The following is a 15,046-nucleotide window of genomic DNA, read 5'->3' on the forward strand; positions in this document are numbered from 1 at the left end:
GGCAGCGACAACGATGACCGGGCCTTTGCCGGACCCGTTCGCCGACCACCCGGACTGGGCACCACAACCGCCGAGGCCGATCCAGATCGTGCCGGCCACCGGTCGGCGTGACCTTCGTGGCAAACGGGTCTCGATAGGCCTACCCGGATTGGGCTGGCGGAATGACCTACGCGCCGACGAGCAGGTCGTGCAGTCCAGTCGCACCTACGTGCCGGTGATCCCGGAGCACGAATGGTATCGGGCCGAGGACGAGCAGATCGAGGTGTTCGCTCCACTGGTGCCGGTCGAGCGGGTCTGGGTCGAGACGCTCGACAGTCGTCCCTCGGTAAGCACCCACCAGAGCGAGTCCTCCGTGCATCTCGTCTCTCTTGATTCGCCTGCTCACCGCGCACCGGTCCCGGTCTTCGAAGCGGATTCGGTGACCGGACGCCGGGTCGTCCACGTCGAAGGGGCCACCGAACATCGTGATCTGCGTGCGGTGACCGAGAGTTATTCAGGCACCGACGGTGACATCTGCGTGCGGGTTACGCCGGAGATGGAGTGGTACCGCTGGGCTTGGCGTGGCCAGCCGCCCACCACCCTCGAAGTACCCGTACATCTACTTTGGCTTGAGTAGCACCTCAGGAGACGCGCCCAGCGCCACAGACCTGCCACTCATTTTTCAGGTTAGTTAAGAATCGCCACTCTTGACGCTCACTCTGAACCAAACCATTCACGAAAGCAGACAGAAGGATATCTATATTTACTTCAGCGCTCGAATGCTGCCCAACGACCCGCACGTTCTCCCACCTGACCGAAATGCTGGTATCAAACCGCCGCTCACGCAACTCTAAGTCATCCCGCAATACGGAAAGCTGATTCAAGTCGATACCCGCATCAGTGCACGTAAACAACTCAGCCTTGGCGTCATCCCTGTCTACAAGGAACGCCTGCAGATAGTTGACCACGACGACGTCTGGAGCACTGCGGTCCGGGGCGGTGGCCTGGTCGTACAGGAGATAGCCGGCGGCCGCGCCACCGGAAGCCAGCAGGGCCAGTACTCCGATCAGCAACGCGAGCAGGGCGCGGCCCCGCTGTGGACGCTGCGGAGCGGGCGTCGCCAGTGGCGGCGTGAAGTCGTCGGGCGGGGTCCGCTGCGCCGGTACGCGAGACACCTGGGAACCGGCGGGGGGCTGCACTGATTCCACCCCCTGAGGCTATCGGTTGGACGCGCCGTACCCAATGCCCCAGATGCAGCGGATCGTGAGGGACCGGATCGGCTCGGTGAGGATCGGCCCGATCCGCGACAAGACCGGCGCATCGCCGTGGCACGTCCCGGAGCAGCGGCTCGGCCTGGGATACCGTCTCTGCTCGGGGAGGGAGTTTGCCAGCCTCGGGAAGAGGGGTGGACGCGGTGGCCGTTCCGAAGGCACGTACCGGTCGCGCCGCCGCCCTGCACCGGCGAGCGGCTGCCATCGTGACAGCCGCGGCCGAGGTGCTGGACGAGATCCGGCCGGCGCCGGCCGACCAACGTCGCCAGTACGAACTTGCGGACCAGCTCCGTTCGGCGGCGGAGGTCCTCGCCCCCGGCTGGGCGGGATCGTCGCTGGAGTCGCTGGCCGCCGAGACCCCGCCGGGGGAGGGACCGCCGGCCTTCGTACGGATCGGCACCGGGGCGCCGCTGGACGATGCACGGTTTCCCGCTGTGGTGCCGCTGCTCGGCACCGCTCACCTGGTCGTGGACACCGACGCACGGGAGCCCCGGGTCGCCGGGCTGCTCCGGTCCGTACTGCTGCGGTTGCTGGCCGCGACACCGGCCGGTTGTCTGCTGGTACGGGCGGTGGACGGGACCGGGCCGGGTGAGGTCTTCGCCCCGTTCGGTGCGTTGGCCGACGCCGGACTGTTGCCGCCGGCCGCGCGGGACCTGGCCGGCCTGCGTGCGGTGCTCACCGAGGCGGAGCAGTGGGTGGCTCCGGACGCCGGTCGACACCGCCGTCGCGACCGTACGCTGCTGGTGATGGTGGCGAAGCTGCCGGAGCTGACCGGGCCGGACGACCTGGCCCGGTTGGTGGCGTTGGCCGAGTCCGGCCGGACGTCCGGACTGCATCTGGTGGTGGCCGGTTGGCCGAGCACGGCGAGGTCGTCGTTGCCGCAGGCAACGACCGTGACGCTGCGCAACGGGTACGCGTTGATCGGTGACCCGCCGGGTACCTCCTTCGGCGGGCTGGGCGGTGGTTCGTCCGGCGGCCTGAACACCCCGGTCTTCGTGGCCGAGGATCCGCCGGTGGAGCTGGTGACGACGGTCTGCCGGCGACTCGCCGAGCAGGTCGAGGCGGGCACTCGACTGGCGCTGGCCGGCCTGCTGCCGGAGCCTGAGACGCCACTGTGGTCGGTGTCCTCGGCGGCGGGGCTCAGCACCACGGTGGGTGACGCCGGTGGTCGACCGGTACCGGTGGGCTTCACCGAGCTGACCCCGCACTGGCTGGTCAGCGGCCGTTCGAAGGCTGGCCGGTCGGCCTTCGTCACCAACGTGCTGCTCGGCCTGACGGCCCGGTACGGCCCCGAGGAGTTGGCCTGTCACCTGGTCGATCTCGGGCCCGGCGAGTCGTTCGTGGAGTTCCTGCAGACCGAACGCGACCGTTCCTGGATACCCCAGGTCCGATCTGCCGCGCTCGCGGCCGACCGGGAGTACGTGCTGGAGCTTTTCGACCAGCTCGAAGCCGAGGTGCGTCGCCGGGAGGAGGCCGGTCAGCGGGCGGGTGGGCAACGGTTCGCCGAGCTACGCGAGCACACCGCGCTACCCCGGATCGTCTGCGTGCTCGACAACCTGCCGTTGCTCTTCGGTGAGCCGGGTGCCGGGCCGGCACCGGACCGCCTCGGCACCACCGTCCTGGCCCGGCTGGACACGTTGGCCCGGACCGGCCGGGCGTACGGGGTCCATCTGCTGCTGGCCGGCGAGGGGGATCTGGGGCTGGGCACCGGCTCCGGATCGCGTGACTCGATGCTGGGGCAGTTTCCGGTACGGGTGGCGTTGCCGGGCGGGGGTGCGGTCCTGGAGCCGAGCAACGACGCCGCGGCGGGCTTGCCGGTGGGCAGTGCGGTGGTCAACACCGCCGGCGGGTTGGGTGGCCCACGGGGTGCTACCCGGGGTCACGAACGGATGGTCCGCTTCCCGGACCCGTTCGACGCGGTGGAGACGGTGACGGAGTTGCGTCGTCGACTGTGGGCGGCTCGGCCGGAGGGTTCGGCTCCCCCGGTGGTCTTCGCCGGTGACGCGCGTCCCTCGTTGCGTAACGATCCGCGGTACCGGGCTGCCCTGCTGGGTCGGGCCGCCGAACCGGCAGCACTGCTGGGTCGGGCGGTGGACGTCGCCCGTTCGACGGTGGCGGTGCCGCTGGGTCCGGCCGCCGGGCGCAATCTCGCCGTCCTGGGCCCCGGCCTGGCGGCGGCGCAGCTCCTGGTCACGGCGGCGCGTGCCACCGCCGCACATCATCCGCCGGGCACCGCCCGGTTCGTCATCGCGGCCCTGACGGAGGAGGCCAGGGCCGCCGCCGCCGGTCTCGCGGGTGGCCTGACCGGGCAGCACACCGTCGAGATCGTCGACCTGGCCGGTCTGGTGTCGGCGTGGCCGGGCGGGGGGCCGACGGTCCTGGTGGCCTTCGGGTTGGACGTGCCGTCGGCGACCGAGCTGCCCGGGCAGTGGCTGCGATCGCTGTTGCGGGAGGGGCCACCGGCCGGTACGCATCTGCTCGGTTGGTGGCGTTCGGTGCCGTCGTTCGCCGCGCTGCTCGGGCCGGAAGCGGAGCTGGGCGAGCTCGCCGCCGTGGTGGCGGTGGACATGCCGGGTGCGCAGTTGACAGGGGTGTTGGGCCGGCCGGTCCAGTGGCGGCCCCGCCCGGGTCGGGCGATGCTGTGGGACGGCCCGGACCGGCAGGGCACCCTGCTGGTGCCGTTCGCCGCCGAGGACGAGGAGAAGGTGGCGTGAGCCGATGAGTGGTCTCCGGATGGTGCCGGTGGCGGGGCGTGAGCATCCCGGCCACGGGCGGTACCCCGATGACGAGCGAGCTACCGGGGCCGAGCAGCCCGACGCAGAGCAGCCCGCCAGCCACTCGCCCGCCGGCGAGGAACGGGCCCGTCCGGAGCGGCCCGAAGAGGAACGACCCGGTGAGGACCGGCACACCGACGGGCGGCCCGGCGGTGGCGATCCGGTGGCCGCCGCCTGGACCGCCTATCTCGCCGCCGCCCGGCAGTTGGACGGGGTACGCCGGACCGCGGCGACCGCCGCCGGGGAGCAGGCCCGGTCGGTGCAGGCCGCCCGGGAGGAGCTGACCGGGGTCAGCGCCCGGTTGACGGCGCAGCACCGCACCCTGCGGGAACGAGGGGTACCGGCGATGTCGCTGTCGCCGTCACCGCCGGAGCTGGCGGCGTCGACCCGGTCGATGGCGGAGGGCCCCTCGGCGGTCCTGGCGGCGTTGCGTACCGCCGGGGGTTGGCTCGCCGATGCCGACGGCGTGTTGGCCGCCCGGGGCGCATTCTGGTCGACCCGGTGGCGCAACGTCCTGGTGTACGGGCCGCTGTCGCTGGTCGTACCGCTGCTCCAGGTGCTGCTGTACCTGGTCGCGGGTCCGGGCGTGGTGACCGTGGTGGCGTTGGTCGTCGGGCTGCCCATGCCGGCGGTGGCCTTCGTCGCCGGCTGGTTCGCTCTCCGCCGGCTGGTGGTCCCCGGGCCGGAGGGGCGACTGGACCGTACGCCCCGCTTCGGTGCCCTGGTCTGCCTGGTCCCGGCCGTGGTGACCACGGCCGGGCTGGTCCTGGCGACGTTGGCCGGCTGACCCACGCCGGTGGGGAGCGGCGATCGGTGATCAGCCCCGGTTCAGCGGGGGATGATCAGGGCCATCGCCTCGGCGCGGGACTTGGCGTCGCGCTGCAGCACTCCCCGGACGGCCGAGGTGATGGTCTGCGCCCCGCTCTTCTGGATGCCGCGCATCGCCATGCACATGTGCTCGCACTGCAGGACGACGACCACCCCGCGCGGTGCGAGTCGTTCCATCAGCAGGTCGGCGATCTGGGAGGTGAGGCGTTCCTGCACCTGGGGACGGCGGGCGTAGACCTCCACCAGCCGGGCCAGCTTGGACAGGCCGGTGATCCGGCCGTCCGGGCCCGGGATGTAGCCGATGTGCGCGCTGCCCCGGAACGGGAGCAGGTGGTGTTCACAGAGGCTCATCACGTCGATGTCCCGGACGAGCACCAACTCCTCGTGGTTGGCCTCGAAGGTGGTGGTGAGCACCTGGGCCGGGTCGACCCGCAGGCCGGCGAAGAGTTCGGCGTACGCGCGGGCGACCCGGGCCGGGGTCTGCACGAGGCCGTCGCGGTCCGGGTCCTCGCCGACCGCGACGAGGATCTCGCGTACCGCCTTCTCGATGCGGGCGAGGTCGATGGCCTCCTCGACCGGACGGCCGGTCAGCCTGCCGTTGACCAGACGGGCGGCGATGTAGTCCAACGCGTCGTCGCCGTCGGGCTCGGTGGCGGAGCCACCGGCCCACGAGCTTCCGGGACCAGCCGTCGGCGCGGTGGTGGGGCCGGTGACCGACGGGGGTACGGCGGAGGCGGCCAGCCCCGGGGTGTCGGGGCTGGCCGCCGTGTCGTCGGTGCTCAGTGCGGGCCGTCCGAGTTGCTCTGGGAGTTGGTGCCACCGACCGTGGCCTGTACGCCGTCGGCGTGTGCCTGGGCCTTCAGCTTGTCCTTCTCGGCCGGGGTGAGCACGGGCGGCTCGGTGGAGGGCTGGCGCTTGCCGAAGCCGTTGTACGGGGCCATCGGCGGGCGCTTCACCACCCGTTCGCAGATCCGGGCCATGTCGGCGGTGGAGAGGGTCTCCTTCTCCATCAGCTCCAGGACCATGTTGTCCAGCACGTCCCGGTACTCGACCAGGATCTCCCAGGCCTCGTCGTGGGCCAGCTCGATCAGCGCCCGCATCTCGCCGTCGATCTCGGCGGCCACCACGTCGGAGTAGTCCCGCTCGTGGCCCATGTTGCGGCCCAGGAACGGCTCGTCTCCGCTGGTGCCGTACTTGATCGCGCCGAGCTTCGAGCTCATGCCGTACTGCGTGATCATCGCGCGGGCCAGCTGGGTGGCCTTCTCGATGTCGTTGCCCGCACCGGTGGTCGGCTCGTGGAAGACCAACTCCTCGGCGGCCCGGCCACCCAGCGCGTACGCCAGGGTGTCGATCATCTCGGCCCGGGTCTGGGTGTACTTGTCCTCGGTGGGCAGCACCAGGGTGTGGCCCAGCGAACGACCACGGGACAGGATCGTCACCTTGTGCACCGGCGCGGCGTGTGGCAGCGCCCAGGCGACCAGCGCGTGCCCACCCTCGTGGTACGCGGTGATCTTCTTCTCCTGGTCGCCCATCACCCGGGTCCGGCGCTGCGGCCCGGCGATCACCCGGTCGATCGACTCCTCGAGGGACTCGTTGGTGACCGCGCGCTCGTCCTTACGGGCGGTGAGCAGCGCCGCCTCGTTGATCACGTTGGCCAGGTCGGCGCCGCTGAAGCCGGGCGTCCGGCGGGCCACCGCGTCGAGGTCGACGTCGGGGGTGAACGGCTTGCCCTTGGCGTGCACCCGCAGGATGGCCTTGCGGCCCTCCATGTCGGGGGCGTCGACCGGGATCTGCCGGTCGAAGCGCCCCGGGCGCAGCAACGCGGGGTCGAGGATGTCCGGCCGGTTGGTGGCGGCGATCAGGATGACCCCGCCCTTGACGTCGAAGCCGTCCATCTCGACGAGCAGCTGGTTGAGGGTCTGCTCCCGCTCGTCGTGGCCGCCACCCATGCCGGCGCCACGGTGCCGTCCGACGGCGTCGATCTCGTCGACGAAGACGATCGCCGGGGCGTTCGTCTTGGCCTGCTCGAACAGGTCACGGACCCGGGAGGCGCCGACACCGACGAACATCTCCACGAAGTCGGAGCCGGAGATCGAGTAGAACGGCACCCCGGCCTCACCGGCGACCGCCCGGGCGAGCAGCGTCTTGCCGGTACCGGGCGGGCCGAAGAGCAGAACACCCTTCGGGATCTTCGCGCCGAGCGCCTGGTACTTGGCCGGGTTCTGCAGGAAGTCCTTGATCTCGTGCAGCTCCTCGACGGCCTCCTCGGCACCCGCGACGTCCGCGAAGGTCGTCTTCGGCGTGTCCTTGGTGATCATCTTGGCCTTGGACTTGCCGAAGTTGAGCACCCGGGAGCCGCCGCCCTGCATCTGCGACATGAAGAACAGCAGCAGCAGCACGAGCAGTGCGATCGGCAGCAGGTTTACCAGCAGGCTGACCCAGATGCTGTCGGACGACACCTCGACGTCGGCCGGACCGGTCACCCGGTTGTTGGCCTTGGCGTCGAGGACCTGGTTCCAGACCTGCTCGCCGGCCTCGTACGGGAACTGGGCCTCGATCAGGTCGGTGGTGGTGTCGCCGAACTCGGCCTCTTCGGCCAGGTCGAGCCGGATCGTCTGTTCCTTGTCCTGGAAGACGACCTTATTGATCTTGGACGTGTTGAGCTGATCCAGCGCAACGGTGGTGTCCACCCGGTGGTAGCTGGGACCAGCGGTGAACAGCTGACTGAGCACAACGGCGCCGAGGATGACCAGGATGATCCAGACCACCGGTCGGCGGAAGAAACGCGTACGTTCCATGCTGTCGTCGAGCGCCGAGGCGCCCGCATCCTCCTGATCGACGTCCTGACCGTCTGATGGTGTCGCCGCGTGGGCGGCAGCCGGGGCCGCCTTATGGGCCGACCTCGACTCCCGGGGCACGAAACCGCCGTGCCGCGGTCATTCGACGGTACACCGTGTGCACGAGATGCGAGCGTTTCGGGGCTGCTCGCACCGGTGGGCGAGCGCGGCCGAACGCGAGTCGAGCCTCACGATCACCGTTTCCCGCCACCGGTGACCACGCTAGCCGGCCCTGCTGAGAGCGCGCTGTACGTCTCCGAGACGGCCGTCGACCGCGCCGGCGGTTCAGCTACGGGCGTAGACCTCGGGCTTCAGCACCCCGACGTAGGGCAGCTCGCGGTAGCGCTCACCGAAGTCGAGCCCGTAACCGACGACGAACTCGGTGGGGATGTCGAAGCCGACGTACTTCACCGGGACCGGCACCTTGACCGCGTCCGGCTTGCGGAACAGGGCCACCACCTCGACGCTCGCCGCCGAGCGGGACTCCAGGTAGCGCAGCAGCCAGTTCAGGGTCAGCCCGGAGTCGACGATGTCCTCGACGACCACCACGTGCCGGCCGGCGATGTCCCGGTCCAGGTCCTTGAGGATGCGTACCACCCCGGAGGAGGTGGTGCCCTGGCCGTACGAGGAGATGGCCATGAAGTCCAGCTCCGCCGGGGGACCCTGCCGGCCCAGTGCCCGGGCGAAGTCGGCCATGAACATCACCGCGCCCTTGAGCACGCAGACGAGCAGCAGCCCGTCGGTGACCCCGGCGTAGTCCGCCGAGACCTGCTTGGCCAGCTCGGCGGTCTTCTCGCGGATCTGCGCCTCGGAAATGATCACGTGGTCGATGTCGGCGTCGTACCAGGAGCCGTCAGCCATGCTCCTAGCCTGCCGTATGCCGGCGGCCCCTCGTCGGCGGGGCCACTCCTTTCGGCGCGACCCCGCCGGAACACAAAGAGCATGACGGACATTTCACTCAGCAGGCATCCGGATGCCATCGGCGGCCGTCGTCAGACGGGTGCCAGTCCGCCGAGTCGCGGCTGTCCACGGTCCACCCCAGGGCGGAGGCGCTGGCGAGCGTGAGGAAGAGGAACAGAACGAAGAGGATCTCCATGGCGGCGCTCACTTTCGCGTGACTGGTTCCTGGATTCGCCGCCGGTGCGCACCGGTCTGACGACAGTCTGCGCCGGTCCCGGTGACACCGAAAGTGGCAGTGATGCCACTGATCATCGATTTTCTGCCAGCCGAGCGGTTACCCTCGTCACATGCTCAACTCGGTAGCGGTCATCGCCCTGGAGGACGTCGCCGCCTTCGAACTCGGCGTGCTCGCCGAGGTCTTCGGCACCGACCGGACGGAGGACGGTCTTCCCGCCCACGACTTCACCGTCTGCACCGTCGACGGCGGGCCGGTGCGGACCAGGTCCGGCTTCGGGCTGTCACCGCACGCCGACCTCGGCCCGGTGGCGCACGCCGACCTGGTGGCCGTCCCGGCCCACCTCGTCGACACTCACGTTCCGACCGCCGTGCTCGACGCCCTGCGCCGGGCCGTCGACCGGGGCGCGTACGTGCTGAGCGTCTGCTCCGGCGCCTTCATCCTCGGCCAGGCCGGCCTGCTCGACGACCGGGTGTGCACCACCCACTGGCGGCACGTCGACGAGTTGCAGCGGCTGCACCCCCGGGCCAAGGTCCAGTGCAACTCCCTGTACGTCGCCGACGGCCCGGTGCTCACCAGCGCCGGCACCGCCGCCGGCATCGACGCCTGCCTGCACCTGGTACGCCAGGAGTACGGCTCCGCGACGGCCACCCGACTGGCCCGTCGGATGGTCGTCCCACCGCACCGCGACGGCGGGCAGGCACAGTACGTCGAGGCGCCGATCCCCGCCACGCCCGACGCTGCGACCCTGGAGCCGGTACTGGAATGGCTGATGGGCCACCTGGACCGGCCGATCACGGTCGACGCGATGGCCGAGCGCGCCGGCATGTCCCCGCGTACCTTCGCCCGTCGGTTCCGGGCCGAGACCGGCACCACCGCGCACGACTGGCTGACCAACCAGCGGGTGCTGTTGGCCCGCCGACTGCTGGAGGAGACCCGGCTGAGCGTGGAGCAGGTGGCCGGCCGGGCGGGTTTCGGCGACGCGGCGGCGCTGCGTCACCACTTCGTCCGGCGGGTGGGTGCCACCCCGCACAGTTACCGCAGCACCTTCCGCGACCGTGGCCAGCCACCGCTCGCCGCACCGCCCGGTCTCGACACCCTGTCGGCGAGCTGAACAGCCGACCATGGAGACGCCGCTGGCCGGTACCCCCCGGGTGGGGGGTACCGGCCAGTCGGCCTTGAGCCTGTATCGCGGGGGTCAGCTGTTCCAGTGCTCGGCGACCAGGTCAGCGGCCTGCTTCTCCCACTGCGCGTAGTGGTCCGGGAACGCCGACACCTGCACCGTCTGCGCGGCCCTGGTCAGCGACATGTCCTCCCAGCCATCGACCTGCTTCAGGCCCTTCAGGAACGCCGTGGTCGCATACTGCGGATCGGTGATCTGCTCCACCGTCCCCCAACCACTGGACGGACGCTGCTGGAACAGGCCCTGCGAGTCGTGGTCGTTACGGTCACCCAGATGACCCAGGTTCTCCAACTTCGACTCCTGCAAACTGGTGGCGATCGCCACCACCGCGGCCCGCTCGTCCATCCCGGCCTTCTTCGTCGCCGCGATGATCTCCTTCGTGTTGGTCACCTGCTCGTCGTTCAACTCGATACGCGACTGACCCGACGGCTCGCCATGCGGCAGCAGAGCCGCCGTGTCCGGCTTCGACTCCTGCACCGCAGCCACCGGAGCCAGACCCGACGTCACCGGGGTGGCATCCTGATGATTCAGCGGACCCGCCGCCAGACCACCGGCAACCGCCAGACCCGCGATACCCAACACACTCCTACGAATGATCGTCGTCATGAGAAAGCTCCAACCTGGGGGTCGACACCCACACCACAAGGGGAAAAACACCGGTGCGGATGCGAGCACCACGAGGCGCCCACCAACAAGAAAAGGGGAAAGATCCCGCCGACCGGGAGCAGAGAAGAACCCCTGCTCACCGCGCCGGGTCCAGATGTAACGACCGACCACCCACCGTCATTCCCCGGCGGGCCCACCCGGCCCGGCCCGCAGGCCGAACCGCCGAGCTACTCGGTCGTACGCAGGGTGTAACGACCCCCGGCCCGCACCCATTCCGGCCCCACGAACCCGACATTCGGCCCTGAATCACCCGAAGACTCCCCGGAAAACCGGACGTCGAGGTCGCCGACCGACGACCCGGAATCACCGGTCTTCGACGACGAGCCGCCCGTCACGTCGGACCACCCGCAGACCACCCGGCAGATGGACCGCCCCCTGGCCCCGCCAGGCGGTCACCAACGCGTCGAGCGCGGCGACATGCCGGTGCGACAGAGCGGCGGCGGGGGCTCCGAGTTCCCGGGCCCAGGCGTGCAGGACCCGGCTGCGCACCGCCGGGGCGAGAGCCGTCAGGGCGGTAACCGACAGTCCGTCCCCGGCGTCCCGGATGTCCGCAAGTGCCGTGGCGGCCAGTTCGTCGAGCACGAGGGTGTCGGCGGCGAGCTGCCGGGCCGTCCGGGCCAGGCTGTCCACCACCGCCGGGCCGAGCGCCCGGACCAGCGCCGGCAGCACGTCGGCGCGTACCCGGGCCCTTGCGTACGACGGGTCGGTGTTGTGCGGGTCCGCCCAGGGACGCAGCCCGAGGACCGCGCAGGCGGCCTGGGTCTGCTCGCGGCTCACGTCGAGCAAGGGTCGTAGCAGCGGCACCCCGTCGAGGTCCCGGCGGACCGGCATCGCGGCGAGCCCGCGCGGGCCGGCCCCTCGGGCCAGCGCCAGTAGTACCGTCTCGGCCTGGTCGTCCCGGGTGTGTCCGGTGAGCAGCGCGGCCGCCGTGTGTCGCCGGGCCACCTCGACCAGCGCCCGGTAGCGGGCCTGCCGGGCGGCCGCCTCGGGGCCACCGGGGCCGGTCACCTCGACCCGTACCGCCTCGACCGGGGTGAAGCCGTACCGGCCGGCCCAGTCGGCGACCGCGTCGGCCCGCTCGGCGGAGCCCGCCTGCAGGCCGTGGTCGACCGTCACCAACCCGGCGGTACGGCCCAGTCGAGGTGCCACGAAGGCGGTGGCCGCGGCCAGGGCGAGTGAGTCCGCGCCCCCGGAGCAGGCGACCAGCACCGGGCCGTCGCCGGGCAACCCGGACAGGGCCTGCCGGACCGCCACCCGGATCGCGGCCACCGGCGGGGCGAGCGTGGCCACGACGGTCTGGTCAGCCGGCCGCGGGAAGCGGGCCGGCCGGCCCGTACACCCGGTTGACCCAGGCGTCCGGATCGCCCAGCTCCTCCAGCCGGGGCAGGGTGAGCGGCGAGCTGAAGATCTTGTTGAAACCGGCCATCCCGACCCGCTCGACGACGCCGTGCACGAACTTGCGCCCCTCGGCGTACTGACGCATCTTGACCTCCACGCCGAGCAACCGGCGGAGGGCCTTCTCCAGCGGGTTGCCCGCCTCACGGCGCCGGTTGAACGACGACCGGATCTGCTCGACGCTCGGGATGACCGCCGGACCGACCCCGTCCATCACGAACTCGGCGTGCCCCTCCAGCAGGGTCATCAGGGCGGTCAGCCGGTCGAGTACGGCCCGCTGGGCCGGGGTCTGCACGATGTCCAGCACGCTGGTGCGGCTCTCCGGGTCGCGGATCGCGTCGGCGAGGGTGGAGACCCCCCGGCGCAGCCGCTCCATCAGGTGCTCGCTGTCCTGGGACGCGTCGACGAAGGCCTGCACCTCGCCGAGGAAGTACGCCCGCATCCACGGCACGGCGGTGAACTGGGTGCGGTGGGTCACCTCGTGCAGGCAGACCCAGAGCCGGAAGTCACGCGGGTCGGCCTGGAGTTTGCGCTCCACCTCGACGATGTTCGGCGCCACCAGCAGGAGCTGGCCCGGGTCGGCGGAGAAGACCTCGTACTGCCCGAGCACCCGGCCGGAGAGATAGGCCAGCACCGTGCCGGCCTGCACCCCGGTCAGCCGGGAACCGATCGCCTCGGTCAGCGCCCCGGGTGCCTTGTCCCCGGAGAGGCGGCTCACCAGCGGGGTGATCACCTCACGCAGCCCGGCGATGTTCGTCGCCGCCCAGTCCCGGCGGTCCACCACCCGTACCGGTGGGTGCGTCACCTGCGAACGCAACCCGGTGTAGTCGGCGACGTGCTCCGCCGCCTCGTCGGTCAGCCGCCGCAGGTCCGCGACCACGTCGGTGGCCTCGGCGTACGACACCCGGGGGCCGGACTTGCTCAACGCCCCCGCCGTCGCAGCGGCCAGATCCCAGTCCACGAACTGCGCCATGCACCCCACCGTACCCGGGCCGCACACCACCGACCCGGAGCTGCCGAAGCGACGACGACCGGCTCAGCGGCAGCCGCAGCCGGCTCCACCGCCATCGGATCAGCGGCAGCCGCAGCCGGCTCCACCGTGACCGTCAGCGGCAGCCGCAGCCGGCCAGGGCCGCCGCTATCCGGTCCAGCGCCAGCCGGGTCTGTTCGATCGTGTCCGCCGGCGCCCGGTCGGTGAGGACCGCGAAGCTGAGCAGCCGGCCGTCGGCGGTGGTCACCAGCCCGGCGATCGCGTGCACCCCGGTCAGCGTGCCGGTCTTGGCCCGGACCACCCCGGCGCCGGTGTTCGTCACCGCCGAGTCGTACCGGCTGAGCAGGGTGCCGGACCAGCCGCCGACCGGCAGGCCGGCGAAGATGGCGGCCAACTCCGGGCGGCTGCCGTTACCGGCCAGCGCGATCAGATCGGTGAGCAGCGACGGGCTGATCCGGTTGCTCCGGGACAGCCCGCTGGCGTCGGCCAGGGCGAGCTCGTCGGCGGGCAGCCCCAACTCGCCCACCACCTCGTCCATCGCGGCCCCCGCGCCGACGAACGAGGCGGGCTGACTGCGGGCCAGCGCGACCTGACGGGCCAGCGCCTCGGCGACCAGGTTGTCACTGTCGCTGATCATGAAATCCACCAGCCGGATCACCGGCGGTGACTCGACCGTGCCCAGCTCGGCACCGGGTCCGGGGGTGCCGGCGTCGGTCCCGCCCGGAGCAGGGGAGCTACCCCGCTGCACTGCGTCGCCCGGTACCCCGAGCAACCGGGCGAAGGCGCGGCCGGCGGCCAGGTCGGGTTCGGGTACCCGTTCGGCACCACCGTTGCCGGCGGCCAGGTCCTTGCGGGCGCGTACCGGGTCCTTGCGGGCGCCGTCGGTCATCAGGGCGGTGACCGCGCCGCCGTAGCCGCCGGTGGGAATGTCGTCGTCCCAGCCCGGCTCGTACTTGGGGCCCGAGTAGAGGCTGGAGTCGACGATCACCTTCGTCGCGGCGACCCCGCCCAACGCCTGCCTGACCTGCTCGGCCAGCTCGTCCAGCCGGGCGGCACCGGGGTAGAAGCCGTCGTCGTCGACGGCCAGGGTCGGGTCGCCGCCACCGACGATCACCACCTCACCCTCGTTCGGCCCGGCCACGGCCCGGGTGGGGATCCGGTACGCCGGGCCACGGGCGGCGAGCACGGTCACCGCGGTCACCAGCTTGGCCACCGAGGCCGGCACGGTGCCGTCGTCGGCGCCCTGGCCGTACAGCGTCTGCCCGGTCCGTACGTCGGTCACCGACACGTTGACCCGGCTACCCAGGGCGGGCGCGCCGACCAGCGGGGCCAACGCGGCGCGTACCCCGTCCGGGGTGGGTTCGGCGGCGTTCGGGTCGAGGCCGGTGAGCACCGCGGCCGGTGGCGGCTCGGTGGTGGCACCCGGCGTGGGGGCGGCGACCTCGTCGCCCAGCCAGCCGGCGACCGGGCCGGGGCGGGTCACCACCACTCCGGCACCGGCCAGCACGAGCAGCAGCACCCCCGCCAGGACGAGCAACCGACGGCCCCGCCGGCGGGGCGCCGGACCCGGCGGGCCGGCATCGGGCGGCGCGGCGGTCGCCCCGGGTGCGTCGGCGTACCCGGAGCCGGTGCCGGGCGGTCGGTCGGCGCTGCCCGCCGAGCCTGCGGGGGGTGCTCCCGGCGGCCGGTAGATCGGCGGCGGGGGAAGGTCGCGACCGGCGCCACCGGTCGGGCCCGTACCGGTGGAGGTGCCGCCGTTGGGCCCGGTCGGGGCGGGGCCGGTCGAGGCCCCGACTGCCGGTCCGGGCATCGGTTGGGCCACCCGGGGAACGTTCGCCTCCGGGACCGGGACCCGGCCGGTCACCCCGCCGGCCCCTGGCCGACCGGTCCGCCGCCCATCCGGCCCCTCCGGGCGGTAGTGTGAATCTTCCCTCCCCACGGCCCCCTCCTCCCCGGTGCAAAATCGGCTTGGGTGACACTACTTCGG

Annotated in this window: 13 protein-coding genes; 4 read left to right on the forward strand and 9 right to left on the reverse strand. The window is 71.7% G+C overall.

What is annotated here, in order from left to right; translation table 11 throughout:
• The first annotated feature begins 13 nt into the window (after window positions 1-13).
• Complete coding sequence (locus tag GA0070617_RS27765) at window positions 14-616, forward strand: hypothetical protein (protein WP_091445069.1); 603 nt, start codon at window positions 14-16, stop codon at window positions 614-616.
• 4 nt (window positions 617-620) lie between these two features.
• Here the strand turns inward: GA0070617_RS27765 and GA0070617_RS27770 are convergent, their stop codons facing one another.
• On the reverse strand, window positions 621-1,187 hold the full coding sequence (locus GA0070617_RS27770; RefSeq protein WP_175440686.1) for a hypothetical protein: 567 nt from the start codon (window positions 1,185-1,187) through the stop codon (window positions 621-623).
• A 197-nt stretch (window positions 1,188-1,384) separates the two neighbouring features.
• Between GA0070617_RS27770 and GA0070617_RS27775 the strand changes: the two genes are divergently transcribed.
• The gene (locus GA0070617_RS27775) at window positions 1,385-3,964 is read left to right on the forward strand and encodes an FtsK/SpoIIIE domain-containing protein (RefSeq protein WP_091445073.1); all 2,580 of its coding nucleotides are present in this window, start codon (window positions 1,385-1,387) and stop codon (window positions 3,962-3,964) included.
• A 4-nt stretch (window positions 3,965-3,968) separates the two neighbouring features.
• A complete protein-coding gene (locus GA0070617_RS27780; RefSeq protein ID WP_229688654.1) occupies window positions 3,969-4,811 on the forward strand; it encodes a hypothetical protein in 843 nt (280 codons plus the stop codon).
• Window positions 4,812-4,852: 41 nt separating this feature from the next.
• Here GA0070617_RS27780 and folE read toward each other — a convergent pair whose 3' ends face one another.
• The 4 genes from folE to GA0070617_RS30895 all read right to left on the reverse strand — a co-directional run bounded on the left by folE (window position 4,853) and on the right by GA0070617_RS30895 (window position 8,785).
• Entirely contained in the window at window positions 4,853-5,470 is a 618-nt protein-coding gene (gene folE / locus GA0070617_RS27785; protein WP_091447608.1) for a GTP cyclohydrolase I FolE, read from the reverse strand.
• Window positions 5,471-5,631: 161 nt separating this feature from the next.
• Window positions 5,632-7,650, reverse strand: a complete 2,019-nt coding sequence (gene ftsH / locus GA0070617_RS27790; protein ID WP_091445075.1) for an ATP-dependent zinc metalloprotease FtsH — start codon at window positions 7,648-7,650, stop codon at window positions 5,632-5,634.
• Between the two features lie 324 nt (window positions 7,651-7,974).
• The gene (hpt, locus tag GA0070617_RS27795; protein WP_091445077.1) at window positions 7,975-8,550 is read right to left on the reverse strand and encodes a hypoxanthine phosphoribosyltransferase; all 576 of its coding nucleotides are present in this window, start codon (window positions 8,548-8,550) and stop codon (window positions 7,975-7,977) included.
• Window positions 8,551-8,647: 97 nt separating this feature from the next.
• Window positions 8,648-8,785, reverse strand: a complete 138-nt coding sequence (locus tag GA0070617_RS30895) for a hypothetical protein (protein ID WP_175440688.1) — start codon at window positions 8,783-8,785, stop codon at window positions 8,648-8,650.
• Between the two features lie 151 nt (window positions 8,786-8,936).
• Between GA0070617_RS30895 and GA0070617_RS27800 the strand changes: the two genes are divergently transcribed.
• Entirely contained in the window at window positions 8,937-9,938 is a 1,002-nt protein-coding gene (locus tag GA0070617_RS27800) for a GlxA family transcriptional regulator (protein WP_091445079.1), read from the forward strand.
• Between the two features lie 84 nt (window positions 9,939-10,022).
• Here GA0070617_RS27800 and GA0070617_RS27805 read toward each other — a convergent pair whose 3' ends face one another.
• The 4 genes from GA0070617_RS27805 to dacB form a co-directional block, all read right to left on the reverse strand.
• Window positions 10,023-10,613 carry a hypothetical protein gene (locus tag GA0070617_RS27805; protein WP_091439060.1) on the reverse strand — a complete coding sequence of 197 codons (591 nt, stop codon included), beginning with the start codon at window positions 10,611-10,613 and terminating at the stop codon, window positions 10,023-10,025.
• A 363-nt stretch (window positions 10,614-10,976) separates the two neighbouring features.
• On the reverse strand, window positions 10,977-11,963 hold the full coding sequence (gene tilS, locus GA0070617_RS27810; protein WP_091445081.1) for a tRNA lysidine(34) synthetase TilS: 987 nt from the start codon (window positions 11,961-11,963) through the stop codon (window positions 10,977-10,979).
• A 10-nt stretch (window positions 11,964-11,973) separates the two neighbouring features.
• Window positions 11,974-13,041: a zinc-dependent metalloprotease gene (locus GA0070617_RS27815; RefSeq protein ID WP_091445083.1), complete on the reverse strand. Its 1,068-nt coding sequence runs from the start codon at window positions 13,039-13,041 to the stop codon at window positions 11,974-11,976.
• A gap of 133 nt (window positions 13,042-13,174) precedes the next feature.
• Window positions 13,175-14,998 (reverse strand): D-alanyl-D-alanine carboxypeptidase/D-alanyl-D-alanine endopeptidase, encoded by a 1,824-nt coding sequence (gene dacB / locus GA0070617_RS27820; RefSeq protein ID WP_091445085.1) that lies wholly within the window; start codon window positions 14,996-14,998, stop codon window positions 13,175-13,177.
• Between the last annotated feature and the right edge of the window lie 48 nt (window positions 14,999-15,046).

This window comes from Micromonospora yangpuensis (assembly GCF_900091615.1).
In the GTDB taxonomy this organism is placed as follows: Bacteria; Actinomycetota; Actinomycetes; order Mycobacteriales; family Micromonosporaceae; genus Micromonospora; species Micromonospora yangpuensis.